The organism is Labrys sp. HAY1-8F, assembly GCF_056754975.1.
This window is the reverse complement of sequence record NZ_JBPGWZ010000002.1, coordinates 4,781,213-4,804,359: the sequence shown is the minus strand read 5'-3', so window position 1 is coordinate 4,804,359 and position 23,147 is coordinate 4,781,213. Positions and strand designations below refer to the sequence as shown.

Here is a 23,147-nt window from a genome sequence, read left to right as displayed (position 1 = left end):
ACCTTCACACCGGCAGCGCAGTCGTCTTCTTGACGCTGCGCAAGGCCAGCGTGGACTGAACCCGCACCACGCCGGGAAGCTGGGTCAGGATCTCGGTGTGGATGCGCTCGAAATCGGCGGCATCGGCATAGGCCACCCGCACCATGTAATCGGCGGCACCGGCCAGCAGGCAGCACTCCGTCACCTCCGGATGGCACTGGATCGCAGCCTCGAAGGCATCGAGCGCGCCGCGCCCCTGCTGATCCAGCGTAACGAGCACGAAGGCGACTCCGGGCAAGCCGGCCTCCTTCTCATCCAGCAGCATGACATAGCGCGAGATCAGCCCGCGCTCCTCCAGAAGCTTGACCCGCCGCAGGCAGGCTGAAGGGGACAGATTGACCTTTTCGGCAAGGTCGACATTGGTGAGGCGGCCATCGGCCTGCAGCAGCCTGAGAATGGCGCGGTCGCGGATGTCGAGTGAGAGCTCGGATTTCGGCATAAATGGCGATCAATGGATCATTTTGTCGCATACTATGCGACAGAACCGCTCAAACGCCAGAGTTTTCAGCGAGAAATTGCGCGATTTCCACGCCATCATGCCGCTCTAGACTAGGTCCGACGACAAGGGCCGGCCTCATCACCATACAAGGCAAAAACAATGCTGATCGGCGTTCCCAAGGAAATCAAGGACAATGAATTTCGCGTCGGCCTGATCCCCTCTTCCGTTGCGGAACTGGTGCATCACGGCCACGAGGTCTGGGTGGAGACCAATGCCGGCGTCGGCGCCGGCCTCTCGGATGCCGACTATGTCAGTGCTGGTGCCGAAATCGTCGACAATCCCGACATCATCTTCGCCAAGGCGGACATGGTCGTCAAAGTGAAGGAACCACTGGCGATCGAGCGCAAAAAGCTGCGTCAGGGCCAGATCCTGTTCACCTATCTGCATCTGGCTCCCGATGCGGAGCAGACGCATGATCTCGTTGCCTCCGGCGCCGTCTGCATCGCCTATGAGACCGTGACGTCGGCCTCCGGCGCCCTGCCTCTGTTGACGCCGATGTCCGAAGTCGCCGGTCGCCTGGCGCCCCAGGTCGGCGCCCACAGCCTGGAGAAGGCCCAGGGTGGACGCGGCATCCTGCTTGGCGGCGTACCCGGCGTTCCGGCAGCCGAGGTCGTCATTCTCGGCGGCGGCGTCTCGGGCACGCATGCGGCAACCATCGCCGTAGGCATGGGTGCCAAGGTCACCGTGGTCGACCGCTCGGCCGAAGCCCTCAAGCGGCTTGCCGCCCAGTTCGGCACTTCGATCTCCACCGTATTCTCGACCCGCTCGGCCATCGAGGAACTGGTGAAGCGCGCCGATCTGCTGATCGGAACCGTGCTGGTTCCCGGCGCTGCCGCCCCCAAGCTTGTCAGCCGCGACATGGTGCGCAGCATGAAGCCCGGCGCCGTCATCGTCGACGTGGCGATCGACCAGGGCGGCTGCATCGAAACCTCGAAGGCGACCACGCATTCCCACCCGACCTATGTCGTCGACGGCGTGGTGCATTACTGCGTCGCAAACATGCCGGGCGCCGTGGCCCGCACCTCGACCTTCGCGCTCAACAACGTCACCCTGCCCTTCGCCGTGGCGCTAGCAGACAAGGGCTGGAAGCAGGCCCTGCGCGACGACGTGCATCTGCGCAACGGCCTCAACGTGGTGGATGGCAAGATCACCTGCCGCCCGGTGGCGGAAGCGCATGACCTGGCCTATGTCAGCGCCGAGAGCCTCGTCGGCGCTTGAGCGCGGTCCAGTACCGGGAGGCATTGAAAGGTGGCTCCCGGTGCGCGTCTTGGCTGCGCCGGCATCGAGCGGACTCGATCGAAATCGAAGGCATCGACGACGATACCATCGGTTTGGCGTTGTTCAGGCTAGAGCAAAAGCGCGTTTAGTCGGAAACGCTTGTTTGCTCTAGCTCTTTGCTTTGACGCGTCTTTGCGATTCTGGGTAACTGCGTCAAATCGCAAAACGCTTTAGCATCAGCGCGAGGACGCCGGTGTCGCCACACCGTCCCCCCTGAACGGCACCGGCACCGCCTTGATCTTGGTTGCCGTCAACAATCGGGCGGCGACGAAAACCAGGGCGGCCGGCACGATGAGGTCATCGGCGCGCCCCCCACTCAGCGAATTCGGGATGAGATTGTTCAGGAAAGCATAATAGAGAGCGGCGATGGCCAGCAACCCTGTCGCCATGAGCGGGTTACGTCTTTTGCCGAGCAACCTCGCCTTGCGCCTGTAATAACGCCTTGCCCGCATCGCGAAAGAAGGACGAACCATCGGCTTGCCGGTAGCAGGAAGCGGCGCTGCAACTTCGTTTGTTCCCGTAGCCAAGATACTCCCCGCCTGGGTTTTCATCATCCGGACATAGGGGTCATCCTGAATTTCAGGATAGGCGGCCACCATATCCATGATCATCGCGACCGTCTCCGGTTTGAGGTCCATGCCACGACCGGCCTTACCGACATTGATACGGCTGCCCTTGGATCTTGCTGCCTCCAGACCGGCAGCAATTTGCGCGGTACTTGCGGGAATGCTGGCAAAGGTCAGCATCTCGCCTATCGCCTTGTCCGGATCGGCAATGAAATCCTCATACATGAAGATCCGCGCGACCTTCGAACTGCGCCAGCCCATATAGAAATTGATGTACCAGGGGATCGCCAGCATCGCGATCATATGCTCGAGCTCGGCACGGTCCCGGCCAAGATGCTGTTTGTCGAGATAGAAGACAGGGCTGACCGGGCTTTCGCGATGGACGTGGTCCCGGATGCTGACCACGACATCGAAAAGGCTGCGGATCAGGACAATGATGGAGACGTCATAATCGCGGCACAGCTCTTCGGTCCAGGTGCTGTGCTTGATGTGGTGCTGGGCGACGTAGTCAAGCTCGGCGTTTTGGGCCAGGCAGATTTCACAAAGTTCCTGCTCGCGGCGTCCGTAACTTGGAATCAAATTGATTAAATTAAGACCGACCGCGTTTGCTATGGCGCTGGTTATGAATGTCGAAGCTGACTTAGGCATACAGGCCACAAGAACATGATGCGACATCGCGTCTCCTTCGCTCGAACAATCGATCCCGATGATTGGAGATTGTCTTGCTACTCAGTCACCCCCCAGTAACTACCCAGCGTCATGCAATAGGGAACATAATTTTTCTGTCGGTTCAACCTTAGGCTATTCTCATTTTTTCCACAGAGCCGCACCGGCCGTAGCGAACCGGCAGCAAGACAACGTCCCCGCTTGTCCAAAGTTCCAGGCTCGGTGAACCAATCTGCGCTCACGCAGCTTTCCCGCTGGCATGACAGCGCCGGGACACCCATCGTTTTGGAAACATTATAAAATTGGTCCTGAGCGGATCACGCCAGGCCCGATGCCATGAAAGCCGAGTGAAGACGTGAGGCCGCGTCAAAATCTGAAGCCGCTGAGGGCCCCGACGGCTCGGCCGTGCCCTATCCGATCAACAAGAATTTATCCCGAGACACCGTAACTTCGCTCTCCACTCCTGAAAAGTACGCTCCAACGAAGGAATGAAGCGGTGAAGCTCGGCGGAGGAATCGGCGCGCCGGAATAGCCGGAGACACAATCCGGTGCAGGGATGCCGCCGGGCCGGGCGTCGGATAGCGGCGCCTGGCGAGCCAACCGCACTGCTTACGACGCGGGCCATCCCCCTAGAGTAGAATGACCTCCTTCGAAGCGTTATTTTCTCTAACTCTTTGTTTCGGCGCGTTTTCTTAATCGAAAAGTCTATCAACTTTTCTGGAAAACGCTCTAGCGCTCGGCGGCGGCGCGGGCGAGCCTGTCGCGTATGGCCTCGCCCAATCCGTCACCGGGAATGGGAGCGATGGCAATGGCATGAATGTCGGCCCGGTCGAGCAGGCGCAGCATGCCGAAGAGATTGGCGGCGGCTTCGGTAAGGTCGCCGCTCGGACTGAGATTGGCAGAGACGCGGGCCTGCTCGCCACCACCCGGCCCGAACCCGAGCCAAGCTTCGTCGGGTTCGGCATTCTCGGCATCGAGCCTGACATGGGCCCGAGGCGCGTAATGGGACGCCAGCATGCCGGGGGCCACCGGTTCGTCACCTGCGCCCTCAGGTCCCTCGGCGAGGGCAAAGCCGAGCACGTCTTCGATCACGTCGCGTGACAAGCCGCCGGGCCGCAGCATCGCCACGCGATCGCCGAGGCAGGACAGGATAGTCGATTCGACACCGACCTTGGTGCCGCCGCCATCCACGATGGCATCGATGCGCCCGTCGAGATCGGCGGCGACATGGGCGGCGGTGGTGGCGCTGACATGACCAGAGCGATTGGCCGAGGGCGCAGCGACAGGCCGGCCGACAGCCTCGAGAACGGCATGGGCCACGGGATGATCGGGCACGCGCAAGGCGACGCTGTCGAGCCCTGCGGTGGCGATCTCGCTGACCGTGCAGGTCGGCGCCTTCGGCACGACCAGCGTCAGCGGCCCCGGCCAGAAGGCTCGGGCCAGTCGTTCGGCGGCTGGCGAGAAGACACCCTGGCCGCGAGCGAGTTCGAACGAAGCCACATGGGCAATCAGCGGGTTGAAGCGTGGACGGCCCTTCGCCTCGTAAATACCGGCGACTGCTCGGCCATTGGTGGCATCGGCGCCCAGGCCGTATACCGTTTCGGTGGGAAAGGAGACCAGCCCGCCCTCCGCCAGGATACGACCGGCCGTCGCGAGGGAAGACGGGTCGGCCCCAAGATGCAAAGTGTTTCGATATGTCATCAGGGCCGCCGTCCGCTCTTCTGTTGATCGATGCGTGATGCGCCATTGCCCGCAGCCACGCATTCCGTCAAGGTCGAAGGTGCGCAATGGAGTTCAAGAGCCAACAATGACCTATCAAGCGCCTGTCGCCGATATTGCCTTTTCTCTTCGTCATGTCGCTGATGTCGACGCTTTGCAGAGCGAGGGGCTGTTCCCCGATGCCACGCCGGATCTGGTCGACACTATCCTGGAGGAAGCAGGCCGTTTCGCGACCGATCGCATCGCCCCACTCAACCGCGAGGGCGACCGGGTCGGCGCCCGGCTCGAACAGCAGGGCGTCGTGACCGCCCCGGGCTGGCGAGAGGCCTATGCCGACTGGAGCGGCGGCGGCTGGAACAGCCTGGCGGGACCGGTGGAGTTCGGCGGTCAAGGCTTGCCTCTGCTGCTCAATGCCGCCTGCCTGGAGATGTGGAACTCGGCCTCGATGGCTTTCGGCATCGGACCGGTGCTCACCATGGGCGCGGTCGAGGCTCTCGCCACCCACGCCACGCCGGAGCTGCGTGAGACCTATCTCGCCAAGCTGGTCAGCGGCGAGTGGACGGGCACGATGAACCTGACAGAACCGCAGGCGGGCTCCGACCTCGCCGCCCTGCGCAGTCGCGCCGAACGACACGACGACGGCAGCTACCGCATCTTCGGGCAGAAGATCTTCATCACCTATGGCGATCACGACCTGACGCCCAATATTGTGCATCTGGTACTCGCCAGGCTGCCCGATGCGCCCGCGGGCACGCGCGGCATCTCGTTGTTCCTGGTGCCGAAATATCTCACCGACGCCGAGGGTAATCCGGGCCGCCGCAACGATGCCTTCTGCTCCAGTATCGAGCACAAGCTCGGCATTCACGGCTCGCCGACCTGCGTGATGGTGTTCGGTGACGAAGGCGGCGCCATCGGCTATCTCATCGGCGAGGAACACAAGGGCCTGGCCTGCATGTTCACCATGATGAACAATGCCCGCCTCGCCGTCGGCCTACAGGGGGTCGCCATCGCCGAACGCGCCTATCAGCACGCGCTCGCCTATGCGCGCGAGCGGCGCCAGGGCAAGAGCGCGCTCTGGCGGAATGGCGGCATGAGCCCGATCATCGAGCATCCCGACATCCGGCGCATGCTCCTGGAGATGCGGGCGAAGACCGTGGCTGCCCGCGGCATCTCCTACCTGCTCGCGGTGGCGATCGATCGTTCCCATCACGAGACCAATGTCGACAAGCGCAGACAAGCCTCCAACCGTGCCGCTTTGCTCACGCCCGTGGCCAAGGCCTTCTCCACCGATATCGGCAACGAAGTCGCCTCGCTCGGCGTCCAGATCCATGGCGGCATGGGCTATATCGAGGAGACGGGCGCCGCCCAGCATTTTCGCGATGCCCGCATCGCCGCGATCTATGAGGGAACCAACGGCATCCAGGCGATCGACCTCGTCACCCGCAAGCTGCCGCTCGAAAGCGGCGATGTGATCGGTGGCTTCATCGCCGAGTTGCGGGAGACCGTCGCGACCGTTGCGGCCAGCGAGCGCTTTGCGGCCCTCGCGCCGCTCCTGGGACGCTCCGTCGACGCGCTCGAGCGCGCCACGGCCTATATGCTGGCGCCCCGCGAGCGCCCCGAGGACATCCTGGCGGGGGCCACGCCCTATCTGCGCGTGTTCGCCATCGCCGCCGGCGGCGGCGTGGTGGCGAAGGAAGCGCTGGCCGCGGCTGCCATCGATCCTGGCGAGCCCGCCAATCGCCTGCGCATCGACACCGCGCATTTCTACGCCACGCAGATTTCGCCGCAGGCCGAGGGGCTCGCGGAAAGCGCGGTAAGCGGCTACGTTGCCGCCGGACTCGAAACCGTTCTCTGACAGGATCCCCTGAATGTCCCTTGCCAACAAAACCTTGTTCATCACTGGCGCCTCGCGTGGCATTGGGCTCGCCATCGCGCTGAGAGCAGCCAGGGATGGCGCCAACATCGTCATCGCGGCCAAGACGGAGACCCCCCATCCGAAGCTGGAAGGCACGATCTACACGGCTGCCGAGGCGATCGAGAAGGCGGGTGGCAAGGCCCTGCCCCTGGTGGTCGACGTGCGCGACGAGGATAGCGTCAAGGAAGCCCTCGCCAAGACGGCGGCCCAGTTCGGCGGTGTGGACATCGTGGTCAACAATGCCTCCGCCATTCAGATGAGCAAGACTGTTGACACCGAGATGAAGCGTTTCGATCTGATGCATCAGATCAACGCGCGCGGCACCTTCCTGGTCTCGAAGACGGCGCTGCCCTATCTCGAAAAGGCGCAGCAGCCGCATATCCTGATGCTGTCGCCGCCGCTCGACATGAAGGAAAAGTGGTTCGCTCCCCACACCGCCTATTCCATGGCGAAGTTCGGCATGAGCCTGGTGGTGCTCGGCCTCGCCGGCGAGACGCGCGGACGCATCGGTGTGAACGCCTTGTGGCCCCGCACCACCATCGCCACCGCCGCGATCAAGAACATTCTCGGCGGCGAAGCTCTGATGCGCCGCTCGCGCAAGCCCGATATCCTGGCCGATGCCGCTTATCGCATCTTCAACAAGCCGGTCAGCTTCTCCGGCAACTTCCTGATCGACGATACCTTTCTCTCCGGCGAGGGGGTCACCGATTTCGAGGCTTATCGCGCGGTTCCGGGCGAAACCCTGGCGCCCGACTTCTTCGTGCCCGACGATTCCGTGCCGCCCCCCGGCGTGGTTATCGGCGAGGCCATGCATTGAAATACAATAGGACAGCTCCGGCATGACGACGCTGTTGGTGACGCACCCGGCCTACGCCCGCCACGAGACGCCGCGGGGGCATCCCGAACGGGTCGACCGTATCCTGGCGGTAGAGGCGGTGCTGGCCAGTCCGATGTTCGACGCGCTGGACCGGATCCAGGCGCCGGAGGCTTCGATCGAAATGATCGAGGCCTGCCATCCGCGGACCTATGTCGAAACCTTACAGCGCCTGAGCCCGCATGACGATGAGGGGTTGGCGCAGCTCGACGGCGACACCTCGATGTCGTCGGGCAGTTTCGAAGCGGCCCTGCGCGGAGCCGGCGGCGCAGCGCTGGCGGTCGACCATGTCATGACCGGCAAGGCCCAGAACGCCTTCAGTGCCTCACGCCCGCCTGGCCATCATGCCGAACCGCAACGGGCGATGGGCTTTTGCCTCTTCAACAATGTCGCCATCGCTGCCCGCCACGCCCAGAAGGTGCATGGCGCCGAGCGGGTGGCGATCATGGATTTCGATGTGCATCACGGCAATGGCACCCAGGCGATCTTCTGGAACGATCCCAGCGTGCTCTATGCCTCCACCCATCAGATGCCGCTCTATCCGGGCACCGGCGCGCCCAGCGAAACCGGCGAGGCCGGGACCATCGTCAACGCGCCCCTCCGGCCCGGGCAAGGCGGCAGCGAGTTCCGCGAGGCCATGCAAAGCGTGATCCTGCCGCGCCTGCAGGAATTCGCGCCGGATCTGATCCTGATTTCGGCCGGATTCGATGCCCATGAGCGCGATCCGCTCGGCGGCCTCAATTTCGTCGAGGAGGATTATGCCTGGGCCACCTCCGTGTTGATCGACCTCGCTGCAAGGACGGCAGGCGGGCGTATCGTCTCCGTGCTCGAAGGCGGCTATGATCTCACCGCCCTCGCCCGCTCCAGCGCCGTGCATGTCGCCACGTTGATGCAGGCGTAGGGCCTGCCCTGATCCACCGGCTTCGGTCGGGCGCGCATTCCAACGCGGATGGGAGGGCCGAACCTGACGCCGATTCCCATCCTTGCCATGCGATCAGGCCGATATCTCGAACATCCGCCGATCCTTGCTTTGCACCGGCACTTCCGCTGCGCCTGGACCCACCGGATCGCCGATCATGCCACCACGGAGATCGCGGTCGTCCCCGATGGTTGCGTGGACCTGATCTGGCGTGAGGGCCGCCTCCTTGCGGTCGGCCCCGATATCGTCGCCGCCCGACCACGACTGGCGGCTTGCGAGACGATCATCGGCCTGCGCTTCCAGCCAGGGGTGGCAGCCGCCTGGCTCGGCCTGTCGATGGACGAGATCGTCGGTCTCGCCGTCGACATGTACGATGTCTGGGGGCGGCGCGCACAGCCGGTCATCGATTGCCTGCAGGCGGCGCCTCTTTCGCAGCAGAGCGCATTGCTGCAAGACCTGATGGTTCCCTTTGCTCGGCAGCATTCGGTTCAAGCGCCTGATGCGGCGCTGATCTTCCGGACTCTGCAACAATCGTCCAGGGAAGAAGGCGCCGCCTTACGACCGATCCTCAGCAAACTGGGGACCAGCGAGCGCACACTCCGGCGTCGGAGCCACCATCTCTTCGGTTATGGCCCCAAGACCCTGGGACGCATATTGCGCTTCCAGCATTTCGCTCGGTTGGCGGGCACATCTCGCCACGAGGGTCTCGCGGATCTTGCTGCCGCAGCTGGCTATGCCGACCAGGCCCATCTGAGCCGGGAGGTCCGGGCACTCTGCGGCATGAGCGCAAGCGAATTCCTGCGTCAGATGCAGGCGCCGCCGGCGGCCTGACCCAGACGGTCAATCATCGGCCGCACGAAGGTAAGGTCAGTCGCCGTCCTCGAAGAACTGCCACTTGCCCTGGGGGCTGATGCCGAGGCGATAGAAGGAATAGACCCCCTTGTCCTGCATGTCCTGGAAATCTCCGGCGGTAATCAGGCGGAACAGCTCGACCATCTGCGGGCCGGTCAGCTTGTTGAGGGGATAGCGCGCGAAATAGGGCCAGACATAGGCTTCCTGCGGCGTGCCGACGTCGACATGGACATAGCCTGCCTCGAGCACGTCATCCATGATGGCGAGAATTTCCCGGCCCTTCGGGTCGCCGGCCAGCAGCTTGAGCGTCGCGATCGGATCGTCGCTCTCGCCGCCGGGCAGGTCGGGATTGCCGCCATTGGCGGCAAAGATAGGGCGCAGCGATTCCAATTCGCCCGTCTTGATCGCCGTCAGCAGTTTCTGCCGCAATTCCTTCACCGGTGCCGGCAGGTCGGCGTCGCCATAGAAGACCTGAGGTGCCACCTGCCCACTGTCGCTGTCGTCGCTCGCCGGCGGCGTGACCGTCACGGTGGGGGCCTCTGTGGTCACGGGCGGAGACTTGCCCGGCGCATTCTTGGTCGCGTCGTTGGCCGCCTGTGACGGCACGGTGCCGAGCAGGACGACAGCGGAAACGGCAAGGACAATTCGGCGCATGGTCGGCATCAATCCGGGATCAGGCGAATCACGGCATTCGCTCGCAGCCAGCCTAACCACAGCCACGCGCGATTGCGAGCCTTCCCGGACGGCCCAGTCTGCCTGCATACAGCGGCTCACATTCTATTGATGGGTTCCCTTGACCGTGAACTCGCCATTGCGCACCCGCTCGGGCAGGCGCTCGGCAAAGCGCGCGACGGGTTCCTCGCCATAGGTCGCGACCAATTCCTTGAAGGCTGCAAAAAGAGCCGCATTGGCCACGCAATCGCCGTCGATGCCATCGAGAATGGCTTCTTCCCAGGCCTGCAGCAGATAGTCGAGCGCTGCCCGCCGGGCATCGTCTGCGGCGAATTGCTGTTTCAGATGGGTAACGCGATCATACATGACAAAATCCTGCCGCGGCGATGGCTGCGGGCGAGCCGGACCATAGCACGCCGGTGTCCCAGGAATAGACACTTCCCAATTAATCGTTAACGCCCGTAGCGCGCTTCCAGCGTCTTGATGATGGTGCTGCTCTCTTCCAGATAGAGGTCGATCACCTTGCCGGCTGCCTCGTTGCAGCTGCGGTAGCTCTCGCTGAAACTACGATAGCCGCGATTGAAGGCTCCCGCGAAGCGTGCCTTGGCGGCCTCGTCGAAACCCTGGGCTTCGGCCAGGGCATTCATCTTGTCCCGCCAGGCCCCCGCATCGGCAAAACCACACAGACCGCGCAGATAATGCAAGGCCCCCATCAACTCCGCGAGCCGCAGCAATTGCGGTTCATAGGGTGCGATCTGGGGAGTCGCCGGCACAGTTGACGGTTGCACCGGTTTGGGCGGCGGGGTCTGTGCCGAACCAGGAGAGAGGGCTCCCGCCAAAACCAGCAGGGCGGCAGGCAGAAGGCGGCGGCCGCTCACGGCATCCTCCTGGCCGCCGCTACGATATCGGCCAACCCGTCGGTCAGCGGCAGGCCGTCGAGAGTGAGAGGGTCGGCCCAGCGAAAGCTCAGGGTTTCCTCGCTGAGCCGCGGTTCACCCCACACCGAGCGCCCCACGAAGACCGCCACCACGAAATGGCGCTGCACGGCCCCCGCGTCGTCGCGGGCGATCACTTCGTGATGGCGGACGAAGCCGGTGATCTCGATCTCCAGCCCGGTCTCTTCGCGGACTTCCCGCCGTACCGCCGCTTCGAGGTTTTCACCCAACTCCACCACACCGCCCGGCAGCGAGAACAGGCCCCGGCCCGGCGCTCGCGCCCGCTCACCCAGCAATATTCTGCCATTGCGGAAGAGAGCGATGCTGGCTGCAAGAATCGGTCGGGCGGGATAGGATCGCGGTGCTTCCGTCATGGCGCCACTATTGGCGGCAGCGCCCTGCCCCGCAACCTCTTTCGAAATCATGACCGGCCGTTTCGCGCTCACCCATTCGCCACGACAGGTGCGAGACTGGTTCGGCTATGTCGAGGAACCGGATTTCCCGCCGCGCACCAATATTGCACCGAGCCAGCCCGTTGCCGTGGTGCATGCCGACTTTTCGGCACGGCATTTCACCTTGATGCGCTGGGGCTTCATTCCGGCCTTCATCAAGGACACGGCCGGCTATCCGCTGCTGATCAACATCCGCTCTGAGACGGTGCAGGAGAAGCCCTCTTTCCGCAACGCCTTTGCGCGGCGGCGTTGCCTGATACCGGCAGATGGCTTTTACCAATGGCAGAAACAGGGACGCACGAAACGACCCTATCTGCTGAACCGGCCCGACGGAGGCCTCATGGCCCTGGCGGCGATCTGGGAGACCTGGTCGGGCTGTGACGGCAGCGAGATCGACACGGTCGGCCTTCTCACCACCGATGCCAGCGGCATGCTCGCGGCAGTCGGCGAACGCAGTCCCGTGCTGATCGAGCCCGACGCCATGGCCTTCTGGCTCAATCCGCTGACAAAGCCTGGCGAAGCAGCCGTCCTGCTGCGGCCCCCCGCTGCCGACATGCTCGAACTGGCGCCAGTCGCACCGGATTTGAATCGCGGCCCCTGATCCCCCATGCAGTTCACTTAAGCGTCTTCGAGTTCGCATGACCGCTGTCATCCCAAAGCCGGAAATGGCGCGCGTTCAAATTCTTAGCGAAATCTTGTGAGAAAGGACGGTTTCCTGTTCGACGAGATTCGATCCCTGGAGGGAAAGACGATGATGAAGATCCTATCCGCAGCCCTCGCGCTTGCAGCCGCAGCGGCCCTTGCCGGTTGCAGTGCCGGTGTCAGCGTCGGCAGTGCGACCTACAGCGCCGATGAGCGGGGATCGACCTACTGCTCGCGCAGCGTCGGCGCCAACATCGAAGCGCCCGATGCCCGCGGCAGCGGCGTGCATCGCCAGCGCGGTTGCGTGACGCGACCGGCCGCCGCCGACGAGGACTGAACCTTGCCGCGTCATCCACGCTTCGGCTTAACGGTGGTCGAGGTCTTTTCCGGCTTGGGGGCGCTGGGGGTCAGCCAAGTCGTGATCTGATGAACCTTCTTGGCGGCCTCAGCCTGCGCAAGATAACTGATCTGCCCGGGCAGCCCCATCGGATAGGCAGCATCGCGCATTCGCTCATAGTCTCGCGTTTGCTCGCCGCATTGCTTCGCCCGCATGTCCGGGGGACTGCGCTTGGTGTCGTTGGTAAGGGCGGAGAGTGCTTTGCTGCCGGGCGAAAGCTCGCCGGCAAACGCCTGGGTTAAATACATTGCTGCCCGCTCGTTGCGTTCGCGCTCGGTCGTCGCACCCATCACGACCACCATGACCTGCCTCCCGCCCCTCTCGGCGAGAGCGACCACATTGTTGCCCGCCGCGCAGAGATAACCGGTTTTCAGGCCTCTGGCGCCGTCAAAGCGAGTGAGCAATTCGTTGTGCGATTCAACGGTCTTTCCATCGATGACGACAGCCGATGTCTCGAAGAAGTGCCGGTATTGCGGAAACTCCCTGTCAATGGCTATGCCCAGCAGCGCCATGTCGCGCGCCGTCGCCTTTTGCCGGCGATCGAACAATCCGTTCGGGTTGGTAAACCGGCTTCCCGTCATACCCAATCGCCTTGCGGCATCGTTCATCGCCTTGACGAACGCCTCTTCCGATCCGGCAACCGTCTCGGCAATCGCCATGGCGATATCGTTGGTCGAGCCGGATATCATGGCGAACAGAGCATCCTCCATCGTCATGGTGCTTCCGACGTGCAGGCTAGAGTCGAGGAATTTCTGGCTCATCGCATGGGTGGAAAGCACCACTGGCGTCTGCATCGAAACACGCCCGGCGCGAATGGCCTCAAAAGCGACGAAGGCCGTCATCAACTTGGTCGTCGAAGCTGGAAACCAGGGACGCCCTGCCTCTTCGGCATAGAGCACCTGTCCAGCCGCGACATCGACGACGAGAATGGGCGTCGCATCCGCGGCACGCGCAGGGCCGTGAAGCGCCAAAACGAGCGCCAAGCAGCCGAGACTCTTCCAAAACATTCTATCCATATCCCTTTCGACCGCCCAGGCGGCCCAATCAATCAATCGTTTCTATGACGTCCGCTTCCGACCTTTTTGCGACATTCACGACAACCGATCGGCGCTAGAGCGAACGGCCTGGCGGTCAGCCGCTCGCCCGCCCGGCAAGCACCACTGCCGTACGCAGCAGTTCGGCATTGTCGGCGGCTCTGGTCCCATCTGGCAGGTCGGCGCCATCCTCCAGGCCGATGCGGCGGTCGAGACCCAGGCGGACAGCTTCGTCATGCATCGACCACTGGGTCCGGTCGCTACCGTGCAACTGGATCGGCAGGCTGAGATTGGCGTGGTTGAGGACGGCGAGAATCTCGTGGGCGACATGCAGTCCCGCCGCCGTTTCCTGTTCCTCGATCTCGATGAGCACACGCAGGCAGCGCTCGGCGGAAGGCAGCGCCACCAGACGCAAGGCGTCGGCAACCGTGGCCAACCCCGCTTCGATGCCGATGCGGCGCTGGATCATCAGCGCCATGATCTCCGGCGCATCCTCCTCACTGAGATTGACGGAAACATAATCCGGCAGGGTCCGCCATTCGCGCATCGGTGCCTGGCGCGCCCGGCCAGTCGGCGGAATGGTCCACAGGGTCGAGATGCCGACCGGCACGCCCGGCACGCTCGCACGGATCGCTTCCAGGGCTGCGCCAACATCGGCCGGCTCCAGGCTCTGCTCGCCATCCTGCCCTCGGGGGTGGACATGCAGCTCCTCGGCACCGGCGCCGATGGCCGCCTTGGCATCGTACGCCAGTTCAGCCGGCGTGCAGGCCAGCGCCGGGTGGAAATCGCGGCTCCTGCTGCCGTTCAGGCAAGCTTGCAGCATCGTCCTCTCCCTGATCATATCTGCGCGGCGAGATCCCGCGCCCGCAGCGCCAAAGCCTCCGCATCCGCAATCCAGTCGGCCCGATCCGCCGCAGTGCTGGTGGCGACCACGCCATAGAGCGCACGCAGAACATGGTGCACGCCACAATAGCGCAAAATGCCCTCCCGCCACATGCGATCGAGCGGATCGCCGAAAACGGCCTGCTCTCGATCCGAAGGCGTATTGCCGGTGTTGAGCACCAGCGCGGCACAGGCCCGCAGGAGCCCCTGCGGCACGTCACCTCGATCGTCCCCCTTGGCGAAGGTATAGGCGGCACCGGGCGCGAAGACCCGGTCGATCCAGCCCTTCATGATCGCCGGCGGCGCGCCCCAGCAATTGGGATGGATGACCGCGAGGAGATCGCAGGACTGCAGCTCGGCGATATGGGCCTGCACCAGGGTATTCTCGCTCGGACGGCCGCGAGCCTCCTCGGTGGTCAGGAGTGGGTCGAAGCCCTCGGCGGCCAGGTCGTGATAGGCAACATCGCAGCCGGCTTCCCGCCAGGTCCTTCGCACGACCTCGGCCAATGCGTGGTTGAAACTCGCTGGCACGGGATGGCCGATGACGACCATCGCTCGCATGTCAGAGCACCTTGCCGGGATTCATGATGCCCTTGGGATCGAACGTCGCCTTGATGGCGCGCATCATCTCCAACTCCACCGGATCCTTGACCCCTGGCAGCAGCTTGCGCTTGGCCTGCCCGATACCGTGCTCGGCCGAAATGGAGCCGTGGAATTCGGCGACGATGGCATGAACGATCTCGTTGGTCTTTTCCCACTTGTCCAGGAAGGCCTGCTTGTCACCGCCCACGGGCTGGGAAACGTTGAAGTGGATATTGCCGTCGCCAAGATGGCCGAAAGGCAAGGGACGAGCGCCCGGGATGAAAGCCTCCACGGCGGCAATGGCCTTGTCGAGGAAAGCAGGCACGAGGCGGATCGGCACCGAGACGTCATGCTTGATCGAACCGCCCTCGAAGCGCTGGCTCTCCGACAGCAATTCGCGCAGACGCCAGAAATCGGCGGCCTGTTCGAGCGAGGCGGCGATCACGGCATCGCGGGCATAGCCGCGCTCATAGGCCGTCATCAGCATCGTCTCCAACGCCTCGTTCACGCCGCCCTCGGAGGAGTTCGAGACCTCCAGCAGCACATACCAGGGATAGCTGCCCTCGATGGGATCGCGGGCATCGGCAACATGGCGGATGACGAAATCGATGCCGATGCGCGGCATCAATTCGAAAGCCGTCACCGTGCCGCCGCCGTTTTCCCGCGCAACATGGAGAAGCGCCAGCGCCGCCGCCGGATTGTCGACACCGATGAAGGCCGTGCCGACGGAGCGGGGCTGGGGAAACAGTTTCAGCACCGCCGCGGTGACGATGCCGAGCGTGCCCTCGGCGCCGATGAAGAGGTTCTTCAGATCGTAGCCGGTGTTGTCCTTGCGCAAATGACGCATGCCGTGCCAGATCCGCCCTCCCGGCAGCACGACTTCCAGCCCCATCACCAGGTCGCGTGTGTTGCCATAGGCGATCACGCCGGTGCCGCCAGCATTGGTGCCGATATTGCCGCCGATGGTGCAGCTCCCCTCGGATGGCAGAGTGAGGGGGAAGAAACGCCCGGCCGCCTCCGCCGCCTCCTGCACGCGCTGCAGCGTCACGCCGGCCTCGACATCGATGGTGTTGCTGTCGGGATCGACGGCGCGAACCTTGTCCAGGCGCTTGAGCGAGACCAGCAGTTCGTTGCCTTCCGCACGCGGAACCTGGCCGCCGACCAGGCCGGTATTGCCGCCCTGCGGCACGATCGCGGTATCGGTCTCGTCGGCCAGCTTGAGGATCGCCGCAATCTCCTCCACCGTCCCGGGCAGCAGCACCAGCGGCGTCCTGCCGTGATAGCGGTCGCGCCATTCCTTCAGGAAGGGCTGCTGCGCATCCACATCAGCAATGGCGTAGCGCTCTCCAACCAGGGCGGCGAAGCGGGCGAGAAGTTCGGGAGAAAGCTGAGCGGACATGGAGGGTCATCCTGGCTGCGGCGTTTTGCGATTGGACGGAAGTGGCAAGAATCGCAAAACGCTCTAGCCAATCCGTTGGATTGGCTTGGAAACGAAGAGTCGGGGCAAAGCATGTTTACACGTGAATGCGCTTTGCTCTAGCGGACAAGATGATGGAGCGTATTGGCGACGATCGCGTCGGGCTCCGCATCGATTGAAACGATAATCGGCGTCTCGTCCGGCCCCGGCGGCTCCAGCGTGGCAAACTGGCTGGCGAGCAGGCTCGGCGGCATGAAATGGTTCTTGCGCTTGGCCAACCGCGCAGAGATCAATTCGGCGCTGCCTTCGAGAAAGACGAAGCGGACGTCCGCGTGCCCATCCCGCAGGGCATTGCGATAGCCGCGCTTGAGCGCCGAGCAGGCAACGACGCCGTGTTGCCCCGCCCCTCTCAACTCGGCGATCCAGGCCGCGATGGCCGCGAGCCAGGGCCATCGATCCTCGTCGGTCAAAGGGATGCCCGCATGCATCTTGGTGACATTGGCCGGCGGGTGGAAGGAATCGCCATCCCGGAACGTCCAGCCGAGCCGCGTCCCCAGGCGTTCACCGATGCTGCTCTTTCCGGAACCGGAAACGCCCATGACAACGAGAGCAGTAGGAAGGGGCGGCGATGAAGTCATGACATTTCCTAGAGCAGAATACAGTCTGGTTGAGGCGGTTCTCTCGATCAAATCGCCGGGTGCCAGGAACATTTTGCGATTCCTGGCGATTCCGTCCAATTGCAAAACGCTATTTTCGCTCGAACACGCCGACCAGTTCGACATGGCCGGAGTGGCGAAACTGGTCGACCGGCGTCACCTTGGTGAGCCGGTAGCCACCGGCAATCAAAAGCGCTGCGTCGCGGGCAAAGGTCGTCGGGTTGCAGGACACACCGACGATACGGCGCAACTTGGCAGCGGCAAGGCGTTTGGCCTGCGCTTCCGCACCGGCGCGCGGCGGATCGAACACCACGGCATCGAACGGCTTGAGCTCCTCGGCCAGCAGGGGTCGGTAGAAGAGATCACGTGCGGTCGCCCTGGTAGGCTTGAGGCCTTGGGCTCGCCTGGCCGCCCGGTCGAGCGCGCCGACCGCTGGCTTGTCCGAATCGAAGGCCTGCACATGCATGGCATCCGCCAACGCGAGCGCGAAGGTGCCACAGCCCGAGAAGAGGTCAGCGATACGCTTGGCACCGGAAAGGCCCTCACGCACCAGGCCCGTGAGGGCAAGGTCTGCCTCGGCCGTGGCCTGCAGGAAGGCTCCCGGCGGCGGTGAAACCTCCACCGTTCCGAAACGCACCACCGGAGCCCGGCGTTCGATCACCACGTCGCCGTGATTGGAAAGCCTGGCCAGGTCGAACTGCTGGGCAAGCTCGCCGAGCCTCAGCCGCATCTTGTCGTCGATGCGCCCGGCGCCGCGAATATCACAGTCGAGGCCGGTGACCGTGGCGGTCAGTACCAGATCGAGGGGCTTGCCAAGGCCGCGCATTTGCCTCTCCAGCGCACGCACCACCTCCAGGCCACGGTTCAGTTCCGGCACCAAAATCGGACAGACGTCGAGTTCGACGATGGCATGCGAACGCGCCTCGGCGAAGCCGACCAAACCCTTGCGGGCATGCAGGGTCGCCCGGCGGCGGCCGCGACCATGGGCATCGACGAGCGGCTCGACCGGTGTTTCGATGCCGGCCTGCCTCAGCGCCTCGACCACCAGGCCGCGCTTCCAGGTCTGATAGGCCTGGAGCGACCAGTGCTGGATGGCGCAGCCGCCGCAATGGCTGAAGTGGGGGCAGAAAGCCTCGATGCGATCCGGGCTCGGCTCCTGCAGGGCGATCAGCCGTCCCCGCTCACCGTTCACCTCGGCCAGAACCGTTTCACCCGGCAAGGCATAAGGCACGAAGACCGGGCCCGGCGCGATGCCGTCACCGCGATGCCCCAGCCTTTCGATCTTGAGTTCCAGTGATGTCTCAACGTGCTGATTCACGATCTCAACTTCATCATGCGGCGCCTGAACGAGATGAATCAAAACCTCAGTTCAGGCACGCAAGTCCCCTGATTCAATCTACGAGCTCGGCTATACTAACCCTATGGGCAGACAGCAGAAACTCCTTGTTACCGTCGCCACCTTCGATGGGGGACGGCACGATCCCGCGCAGTTGCCAGCCGAGCGAGGAGACGAGGCCGGCGATACGCTCGCAGACCTCGGCATGCACGGCCTCGTCCTTGACCACGCCCCCCTTGCCAATCCGCTCGCGACCCGCCTCGAATTGCGGCTTGACGAGCACGGCAAGATCCGCGCCCGGGCCGGCGAGCGCCAGCGCCGCCGGCAGCACCAGCGCCAGCGAGATGAAGCTGACATCGGCGACGACGACATCGACGGGGTCGGGCACGAGACTGCGATCGAGCCTGCGCGCATCCACCCCTTCCAGCGAAATCAACCTGTCATTTCCCCGCAAGCTGGCATGAAGCTGATCATGGCCGACATCGACGGCATAGACCCGGACCACGCCCCGCCGCAGCAGCACATCGCTGAAGCCGCCGGTGGAGGCGCCGATGTCGAGCGCGATGCGTCCCTCGACCGGCACCGAAAATATATCGAGCGCGTGTTCGAGCTTGAGCCCACCGCGCGACACGAAGGGGAAGGCCGCCTGCGCTTGGATGACGGCCTCTGGCGCCAAACCCTCTGAGGCCTTGCGCACAGGCTTGCCATCGGCGACCACAAGTCCCGCAGCGATCGCGGCCTGTGCCTTGGCACGGCTGTCGAAGTGACCGCGCTCAACCAGCAGCACGTCCGCGCGCTTGCGCATCAGGCACGCTTGGCCCCGGTTACGACATCGCGCCCGAGCACCGACAAAACCTTGGTCACGATACCGGCGGCATCGAGCCCGGCCTGCGCATACATCGCCTCTGGCTTGCCCTGATCGAGGAAGATGTCGGGCAGCACCAGCGAACGGAATTTCAGGCCGTTGTCGAAGGCGCCGGCTTCGGCCAGGCACTGGGCCACGAAGCTGCCGAAGCCCCCCACGGAACCTTCCTCGACCGTCAGCAGCACCTCGTGCTGGCGGGCGAGCCTGAGGACCAGTTCCTCGTCGAGCGGCTTGGCAAAGCGGGCGTCCGCGACGGTCGCCGACAGCCCGAGCGCGGCTAGGTCCTCGGCCGCCTTCAGGCACTCGGCCAGGCGCGTGCCGAAGGAGAGCAGGGCAATGTTGCTGCCTTCGCGCAGGACGCGTCCCTTACCGATCGGCAGGGGCACGCCGATTTCGGGCATCTCGACGCCGACTCCCTCCCCGCGCGGATAGCGGAAGGCGATCGGGCCATCGTCATAGGCTGCCGCGGTCGCCACCATATGCACCAGTTCGGCTTCGTCGGCGGCGGCCATCACTACCATGTTGGGCAGGCAGCCCAGGAAGGCAACGTCGAAGGAGCCGGCATGGGTGGCTCCATCCGCCCCGACGAGACCGGCGCGGTCGATCGGGAAGCGCACCGGCAGGTTCTGGATCGCCACGTCGTGGACGACCTGGTCGTAGCCGCGCTGCAGGAAGGTGGAGTAGATCGCGCAGAATGGTTTGTAGCCTTCACTGGCGAGACCTGCCGCGAAGGTTATCGCATGCTGCTCGGCAATGCCGACATCGTAAAGCCGTTGGGGAAAGGCCTGTTCGAACAGGTCCAGCCCCGTACCGGACGGCATGGCAGCGGTGATCGCTACCACCTTCTCGTCCTTGCGGGCCTCCTTGATGAGGCTCTCGGCAAAGATGCGGGTGTAGGATGGTGCATTGGCCTTGGCCTTCACCTGCGCTCCGGTGATGACATCGAACTTCACCACACCGTGATATTTGTCGGGCGCGTTCTCGGCCGGGCCGTAGCCCTTGCCCTTCTGGGTGACGACGTGGATGAGCACCGGTCCGTCGGCCTTGTCGCGCACATTCTTGAGCACCGGCAGGAGGTGGTCGAGATTATGTCCGTCGATCGGGCCGATATAGTAGAAGCCGAGCTCCTCGAACAGCGTGCCGCCGGTCCAGAAGCCGCGAGCATATTCCTCGGTGCGCTTGGCCTTGTCGTAGAAGAATTTCGGCAGCTTCTTGGCCAGCATCTTGCCGAAATCGCGCAAATTCTTGTAGGTCCCGCCAGAGACCAGCCGGGCCAGATAGGCCGACATCGCGCCCACGGGCGGGGCGATCGACATGTCGTTGTCGTTGAGGATGACGACGAGGCGCGAACCCAGCGCCCCGGCATTGTTCATCGCCTCATAGGCCATGCCGGCCGACATCGAGCCGTCACCGATCACGCAGATGACATTGTTGTCGCGGCCGTCGAGATCGCGCGCCGCCGCCATGCCGAGGCCCGCCGAAATCGAGGTCGAGGAATGCGCGGCCCCGAAGGGATCGTATTCGCTCTCGCTGCGCTTGGTGAAGCCGCTGAGCCCCCCGTCTGGCGCAGGGTACGGATACGGTCACGCCGCCCGGTGAGGATCTTGTGCGGATAGGCCTGATGGCCGACATCCCAGATCAGGCGATCACGCGGCGTGTCGAACACGGCGTGGATGGCGACCGTCAGCTCGACCACCCCGAGGCCCGCGCCCAGATGACCGCCGGTCACCGAGACGGCATCGATGGTCTCCCGGCGCAGTTCGTCCACCACCTGCTGGAGCTTGTCCTCGGGCAGGCGGCGCAGATCAGCCGGCAGATTGATGGTGTCGAGCAGCGGGGTTGCGGAAGTGTTTGCCAAATTTTTCACCCGAGAAGATTAGAGCAAAGCACGCATAAGTGGAAACATCATTTTGCTCTAACTCTTTGTTCCGACGCGTCTTTGCGAGTACGGCCCATTTCGGCGGATCGCAGGACGCCCTGAAGGCTGTTGCGTATCAGGCTTCCGGCAAGGGTTCGAGCCCGGCGGGCTTGCCCTCGGCGTCGAGCCGGATCTTGTCGACCTTGGCCTCTGCGACCTTCAGAAGCTTGTCGCAATGGGCCTTGAGCTGCTCGCCACGCCCGAACAGCGCGATCGATTCCTCCAGCGGCACATTGCCTCCCTCAAGGCTGCGCACGATTTGCTCAAGTTCGGCGAGCGCCTTCTCGAAGCTGAGCGTTGCGATATCGGACGGCTTGTCGGCCATTATCAACCTGTCAGATCTGCTATTTTCCCCTCTATAGCCCCTAACCTCGCCGCATTGAAAGAAAAAGCCATGCAAACGGCATGACCCAACCGTGCATAAGGCGCGGGAAAGCGACAGGTTGCGGCTCAGGCGCGCTTCCGGCAAAAGCGGCGCATGGATTTGCAGACCTTCCTTGCGCTCTCCGCCGGTTCCCTGTCCGCCGTGGCCATCGCCCAGGTGTTCGTTACCCAGGCCCATCGTTTTCCAGGCATCGCTCTCTACCTGGCGGGGCATGCGATCGTGATCGCCATCGCCATCGCGGGATACCAATTTCTGCCCGACTATTACGGTTTCCTGGCCGCCCTGGCCCTGCTGATGATCATTGCGCCAGGGCCCTTGCTGAATCGAGCCAATCGCGAATTGTTGGCCGGCCGCAACGAACGCGCCGCCCTGCTCGCCCGCCTGGCCAGCGTCATCCAGCCCACCGGGCAAATCCGCTTCACGGCCAATCTGTTCAAGGCCCTTTCCGAATCGACGCGCGAGGACCGGATCGACGCCCTTGAAGCACTGCGCCAGACCACCAAGCCGGACCAGGAGGTAATCCTCGACCTGCAGTTGCTGCGGCAGCGCCAGAACTGGCAGGGCATCGTCGACTATCTCGCCAGCAACCCCATGCCGCCAGGCGCAGACGCGGTCGCCTTCCCGATTCGGGCTCTGGGGGAAACTGGTCAGCTGGAGGCCATGGTGGCGACAGCCGCGCGCCATCGCGGCCTGCTGGGCTCCGGACAATTGTCGACCCTGATGCTCCTGGCCTTCTGCGGACGCGTTCAGGCCACGGATTCGATGCTGGCCTCGTTCCACGCCATGCCGGTCTCCGTGAAGGCCTTCTGGCAGGCGACCGCCCTCCAGGCGGCGGCGCGCGGCGAACTTGCCGAACCACTGCTGCGGGGCTTTGCTTCCGCATCGCTGACGCCGGCCCAACATGAAGCGATCGTCGCTCGCCTGGACAAGCCGGCGAGCGAGGCGGAGGGCCAGCTCTCGCCGCAGGCCGCCGCCTTCCTCGATGATTTGGAGGCGCATATCCGGCGCAACGCCCCCCTGCGCCGCACCGGCTGGCGCGCCGCTCCCGTGACCTATCTGCTGATCCTGGCCAATTGCGCCTTCTTCGGCATCGAACTGTGGAATGGCGACACCACCGACGCCGAAAATCTGTTCCGGCTTGGGGGGTTATGGCCCGATGCTGTGGTCAGGGATCATGAATGGTGGCGCCTGCTCAGCGCCATGTTCCTGCATGCCGGCCCCGAACATCTGATCAGCAACATGATCGGGCTTTTCCTTCTCGGCCGCATGGTGGAGGCCACGGTCGGAAGCCTGCGCATGGGCCTGATCTATGTGATCGGCGGCCTGGCTTCCATGGCCGGGGTGCTCGCTTTGGCCGTAGCTGGCGTAACCCAGTCCGAGGTTCTGGTCGGAGCCTCCGGCGCCATCTTTGCCTTGATCGGAGCCATCGCCCTGCGGCGCTTGTCGGACTTCCTGGCGACGCGCCACATCGCCGACCGGCACAATCTCAGCCTGATCGTCATCGTATTGCTGATCCAGGCGTCGATCGATCTTTCGCTGCCGCAGATCAGCTTCGCCGCCCATGGCCTCGGCTTCGTCGCCGGCATAGCACTGGCCTGGATATTCGGCACGGCGCATTCCAACAGGCGATGACGCCGAGCGCGTACA

General features: G+C 63.9%; 23 protein-coding genes and 1 pseudogene. 8 read left to right on the top strand and 16 right to left on the bottom strand.

Annotated features, from left to right (window positions below):
- Nucleotides 1-4: 4 nt before the first annotated feature.
- The gene (locus tag ACR9ZN_RS31225; RefSeq protein WP_441772836.1) at nucleotides 5-478 is read right to left on the bottom strand and encodes an Lrp/AsnC family transcriptional regulator; all 474 of its coding nucleotides are present in this window, start codon (nucleotides 476-478) and stop codon (nucleotides 5-7) included.
- Between the two features lie 159 nt (nucleotides 479-637).
- On the opposite strand from ACR9ZN_RS31225, the gene ald reads away from it, so the two are divergent.
- Complete coding sequence (ald, locus tag ACR9ZN_RS31220) at nucleotides 638-1,756, top strand: alanine dehydrogenase (protein WP_481274062.1); 1,119 nt, start codon at nucleotides 638-640, stop codon at nucleotides 1,754-1,756.
- A gap of 236 nt (nucleotides 1,757-1,992) precedes the next feature.
- Here ald and ACR9ZN_RS31215 read toward each other — a convergent pair whose 3' ends face one another.
- Nucleotides 1,993-3,057: a sulfotransferase family protein gene (locus ACR9ZN_RS31215; protein WP_481274061.1), complete on the bottom strand. Its 1,065-nt coding sequence runs from the start codon at nucleotides 3,055-3,057 to the stop codon at nucleotides 1,993-1,995.
- A gap of 720 nt (nucleotides 3,058-3,777) precedes the next feature.
- Nucleotides 3,778-4,749 (bottom strand): L-threonylcarbamoyladenylate synthase, encoded by a 972-nt coding sequence (locus ACR9ZN_RS31210; RefSeq protein ID WP_454813207.1) that lies wholly within the window; start codon nucleotides 4,747-4,749, stop codon nucleotides 3,778-3,780.
- A 106-nt stretch (nucleotides 4,750-4,855) separates the two neighbouring features.
- Between ACR9ZN_RS31210 and ACR9ZN_RS31205 the strand changes: the two genes are divergently transcribed.
- The 4 genes from ACR9ZN_RS31205 (at nucleotide 4,856) to ACR9ZN_RS31190 (ending at nucleotide 9,306) form a co-directional block, all read left to right on the top strand.
- Entirely contained in the window at nucleotides 4,856-6,622 is a 1,767-nt protein-coding gene (locus tag ACR9ZN_RS31205; RefSeq protein WP_481274060.1) for an acyl-CoA dehydrogenase family protein, read from the top strand.
- Nucleotides 6,623-6,635: 13 nt separating this feature from the next.
- A complete protein-coding gene (locus ACR9ZN_RS31200) occupies nucleotides 6,636-7,499 on the top strand; it encodes an SDR family oxidoreductase (protein WP_481274059.1) in 864 nt (287 codons plus the stop codon).
- A gap of 22 nt (nucleotides 7,500-7,521) precedes the next feature.
- Nucleotides 7,522-8,457 (top strand): histone deacetylase family protein, encoded by a 936-nt coding sequence (locus ACR9ZN_RS31195; RefSeq protein ID WP_481274058.1) that lies wholly within the window; start codon nucleotides 7,522-7,524, stop codon nucleotides 8,455-8,457.
- Nucleotides 8,458-8,544: 87 nt separating this feature from the next.
- The gene (locus ACR9ZN_RS31190; protein ID WP_481274057.1) at nucleotides 8,545-9,306 is read left to right on the top strand and encodes a helix-turn-helix domain-containing protein; all 762 of its coding nucleotides are present in this window, start codon (nucleotides 8,545-8,547) and stop codon (nucleotides 9,304-9,306) included.
- Between the two features lie 36 nt (nucleotides 9,307-9,342).
- Here ACR9ZN_RS31190 and ACR9ZN_RS31185 read toward each other — a convergent pair whose 3' ends face one another.
- The 4 genes from ACR9ZN_RS31185 to ACR9ZN_RS31170 form a co-directional block, all read right to left on the bottom strand.
- Nucleotides 9,343-9,981 (bottom strand): hypothetical protein, encoded by a 639-nt coding sequence (locus tag ACR9ZN_RS31185; protein WP_434955479.1) that lies wholly within the window; start codon nucleotides 9,979-9,981, stop codon nucleotides 9,343-9,345.
- 123 nt (nucleotides 9,982-10,104) lie between these two features.
- Nucleotides 10,105-10,365, bottom strand: coding sequence for a hypothetical protein (locus ACR9ZN_RS31180; RefSeq protein ID WP_068284643.1), 261 nt, complete (start codon nucleotides 10,363-10,365; stop codon nucleotides 10,105-10,107).
- A gap of 86 nt (nucleotides 10,366-10,451) precedes the next feature.
- Nucleotides 10,452-10,877: a TIGR02301 family protein gene (locus tag ACR9ZN_RS31175; protein WP_434955478.1), complete on the bottom strand. Its 426-nt coding sequence runs from the start codon at nucleotides 10,875-10,877 to the stop codon at nucleotides 10,452-10,454.
- The gene (locus ACR9ZN_RS31170; protein WP_481274056.1) at nucleotides 10,874-11,359 is read right to left on the bottom strand and encodes an NUDIX hydrolase; all 486 of its coding nucleotides are present in this window, start codon (nucleotides 11,357-11,359) and stop codon (nucleotides 10,874-10,876) included. The genes ACR9ZN_RS31175 and ACR9ZN_RS31170 overlap by 4 nt, the downstream gene beginning before the upstream one ends.
- Here ACR9ZN_RS31170 and ACR9ZN_RS31165 point away from each other — a divergent pair.
- On the top strand, nucleotides 11,358-11,987 hold the full coding sequence (locus tag ACR9ZN_RS31165; RefSeq protein ID WP_481274055.1) for an SOS response-associated peptidase: 630 nt from the start codon (nucleotides 11,358-11,360) through the stop codon (nucleotides 11,985-11,987). The two genes, ACR9ZN_RS31170 and ACR9ZN_RS31165, sit on opposite strands and share 2 nt — an antisense overlap.
- Nucleotides 11,988-12,137: 150 nt before the next feature.
- A complete protein-coding gene (locus tag ACR9ZN_RS31160; protein ID WP_434955475.1) occupies nucleotides 12,138-12,365 on the top strand; it encodes a hypothetical protein in 228 nt (75 codons plus the stop codon).
- 11 nt (nucleotides 12,366-12,376) lie between these two features.
- On the opposite strand, the gene ACR9ZN_RS31155 is transcribed toward ACR9ZN_RS31160, so the two are convergent.
- The 9 genes and pseudogenes from ACR9ZN_RS31155 to ACR9ZN_RS31115 form a co-directional block, all read right to left on the bottom strand.
- A complete protein-coding gene (locus ACR9ZN_RS31155) occupies nucleotides 12,377-13,408 on the bottom strand; it encodes a D-alanyl-D-alanine carboxypeptidase family protein (protein ID WP_481274054.1) in 1,032 nt (343 codons plus the stop codon).
- A 148-nt stretch (nucleotides 13,409-13,556) separates the two neighbouring features.
- Nucleotides 13,557-14,282 (bottom strand): 3-keto-5-aminohexanoate cleavage protein, encoded by a 726-nt coding sequence (locus tag ACR9ZN_RS31150; RefSeq protein WP_481274053.1) that lies wholly within the window; start codon nucleotides 14,280-14,282, stop codon nucleotides 13,557-13,559.
- Nucleotides 14,283-14,296: 14 nt separating this feature from the next.
- Nucleotides 14,297-14,902, bottom strand: a complete 606-nt coding sequence (locus ACR9ZN_RS31145) for an NAD(P)H-dependent oxidoreductase (RefSeq protein ID WP_481274052.1) — start codon at nucleotides 14,900-14,902, stop codon at nucleotides 14,297-14,299.
- A gap of 1 nt (nucleotide 14,903) precedes the next feature.
- Nucleotides 14,904-16,322, bottom strand: coding sequence for an FAD-binding oxidoreductase (locus ACR9ZN_RS31140; RefSeq protein WP_481274051.1), 1,419 nt, complete (start codon nucleotides 16,320-16,322; stop codon nucleotides 14,904-14,906).
- A 137-nt stretch (nucleotides 16,323-16,459) separates the two neighbouring features.
- Nucleotides 16,460-16,978 carry a gluconokinase gene (locus ACR9ZN_RS31135; protein WP_434955470.1) on the bottom strand — a complete coding sequence of 173 codons (519 nt, stop codon included), beginning with the start codon at nucleotides 16,976-16,978 and terminating at the stop codon, nucleotides 16,460-16,462.
- 109 nt (nucleotides 16,979-17,087) lie between these two features.
- Entirely contained in the window at nucleotides 17,088-18,314 is a 1,227-nt protein-coding gene (locus ACR9ZN_RS31130; protein ID WP_481274050.1) for a class I SAM-dependent RNA methyltransferase, read from the bottom strand.
- Between the two features lie 73 nt (nucleotides 18,315-18,387).
- Complete coding sequence (locus tag ACR9ZN_RS31125) at nucleotides 18,388-19,137, bottom strand: TlyA family RNA methyltransferase (protein ID WP_481274049.1); 750 nt, start codon at nucleotides 19,135-19,137, stop codon at nucleotides 18,388-18,390.
- Nucleotides 19,137-21,055: pseudogene (gene dxs / locus ACR9ZN_RS31120) on the bottom strand (1-deoxy-D-xylulose-5-phosphate synthase). The gene ACR9ZN_RS31125 and the pseudogene dxs overlap by 1 nt, the downstream one beginning before the upstream one ends.
- Nucleotides 21,056-21,191: 136 nt before the next feature.
- Nucleotides 21,192-21,440: an exodeoxyribonuclease VII small subunit gene (locus tag ACR9ZN_RS31115; RefSeq protein ID WP_481274048.1), complete on the bottom strand. Its 249-nt coding sequence runs from the start codon at nucleotides 21,438-21,440 to the stop codon at nucleotides 21,192-21,194.
- A gap of 153 nt (nucleotides 21,441-21,593) precedes the next feature.
- On the opposite strand from ACR9ZN_RS31115, the gene ACR9ZN_RS31110 reads away from it, so the two are divergent.
- The gene (locus tag ACR9ZN_RS31110) at nucleotides 21,594-23,132 is read left to right on the top strand and encodes a rhomboid family intramembrane serine protease (protein ID WP_481274047.1); all 1,539 of its coding nucleotides are present in this window, start codon (nucleotides 21,594-21,596) and stop codon (nucleotides 23,130-23,132) included.
- Nucleotides 23,133-23,147 lie beyond the last annotated feature (15 nt).

Coding starts and splice junctions, on each gene's coding strand:
- ACR9ZN_RS31180 (WP_068284643.1), bottom strand. CDS start 10,365: ATGTATGATCGCGTTACCCATCTGAAACAGCAATTCGCCGCAGACGAT.
- ACR9ZN_RS31170 (WP_481274056.1), bottom strand. CDS start 11,359: ATGATTTCGAAAGAGGTTGCGGGGCAGGGCGCTGCCGCCAATAGTGGC.
- ACR9ZN_RS31225 (WP_441772836.1), bottom strand. CDS start 478: ATGCCGAAATCCGAGCTCTCACTCGACATCCGCGACCGCGCCATTCTC.
- ACR9ZN_RS31150 (WP_481274053.1), bottom strand. CDS start 14,282: ATGCTGCAAGCTTGCCTGAACGGCAGCAGGAGCCGCGATTTCCACCCG.
- ACR9ZN_RS31110 (WP_481274047.1), top strand. CDS start 21,594: ATGGATTTGCAGACCTTCCTTGCGCTCTCCGCCGGTTCCCTGTCCGCC.
- ACR9ZN_RS31190 (WP_481274057.1), top strand. CDS start 8,545: ATGCGATCAGGCCGATATCTCGAACATCCGCCGATCCTTGCTTTGCAC.
- ACR9ZN_RS31200 (WP_481274059.1), top strand. CDS start 6,636: ATGTCCCTTGCCAACAAAACCTTGTTCATCACTGGCGCCTCGCGTGGC.
- ald (WP_481274062.1), top strand. CDS start 638: ATGCTGATCGGCGTTCCCAAGGAAATCAAGGACAATGAATTTCGCGTC.
- ACR9ZN_RS31125 (WP_481274049.1), bottom strand. CDS start 19,137: ATGCGCAAGCGCGCGGACGTGCTGCTGGTTGAGCGCGGTCACTTCGAC.
- ACR9ZN_RS31185 (WP_434955479.1), bottom strand. CDS start 9,981: ATGCGCCGAATTGTCCTTGCCGTTTCCGCTGTCGTCCTGCTCGGCACC.
- ACR9ZN_RS31165 (WP_481274055.1), top strand. CDS start 11,358: ATGACCGGCCGTTTCGCGCTCACCCATTCGCCACGACAGGTGCGAGAC.
- ACR9ZN_RS31135 (WP_434955470.1), bottom strand. CDS start 16,978: ATGACTTCATCGCCGCCCCTTCCTACTGCTCTCGTTGTCATGGGCGTT.
- ACR9ZN_RS31140 (WP_481274051.1), bottom strand. CDS start 16,322: ATGTCCGCTCAGCTTTCTCCCGAACTTCTCGCCCGCTTCGCCGCCCTG.
- ACR9ZN_RS31205 (WP_481274060.1), top strand. CDS start 4,856: ATGACCTATCAAGCGCCTGTCGCCGATATTGCCTTTTCTCTTCGTCAT.
- ACR9ZN_RS31215 (WP_481274061.1), bottom strand. CDS start 3,057: ATGTCGCATCATGTTCTTGTGGCCTGTATGCCTAAGTCAGCTTCGACA.
- ACR9ZN_RS31160 (WP_434955475.1), top strand. CDS start 12,138: ATGATGAAGATCCTATCCGCAGCCCTCGCGCTTGCAGCCGCAGCGGCC.
- ACR9ZN_RS31195 (WP_481274058.1), top strand. CDS start 7,522: ATGACGACGCTGTTGGTGACGCACCCGGCCTACGCCCGCCACGAGACG.
- ACR9ZN_RS31115 (WP_481274048.1), bottom strand. CDS start 21,440: ATGGCCGACAAGCCGTCCGATATCGCAACGCTCAGCTTCGAGAAGGCG.
- ACR9ZN_RS31145 (WP_481274052.1), bottom strand. CDS start 14,902: ATGCGAGCGATGGTCGTCATCGGCCATCCCGTGCCAGCGAGTTTCAAC.
- ACR9ZN_RS31210 (WP_454813207.1), bottom strand. CDS start 4,749: ATGACATATCGAAACACTTTGCATCTTGGGGCCGACCCGTCTTCCCTC.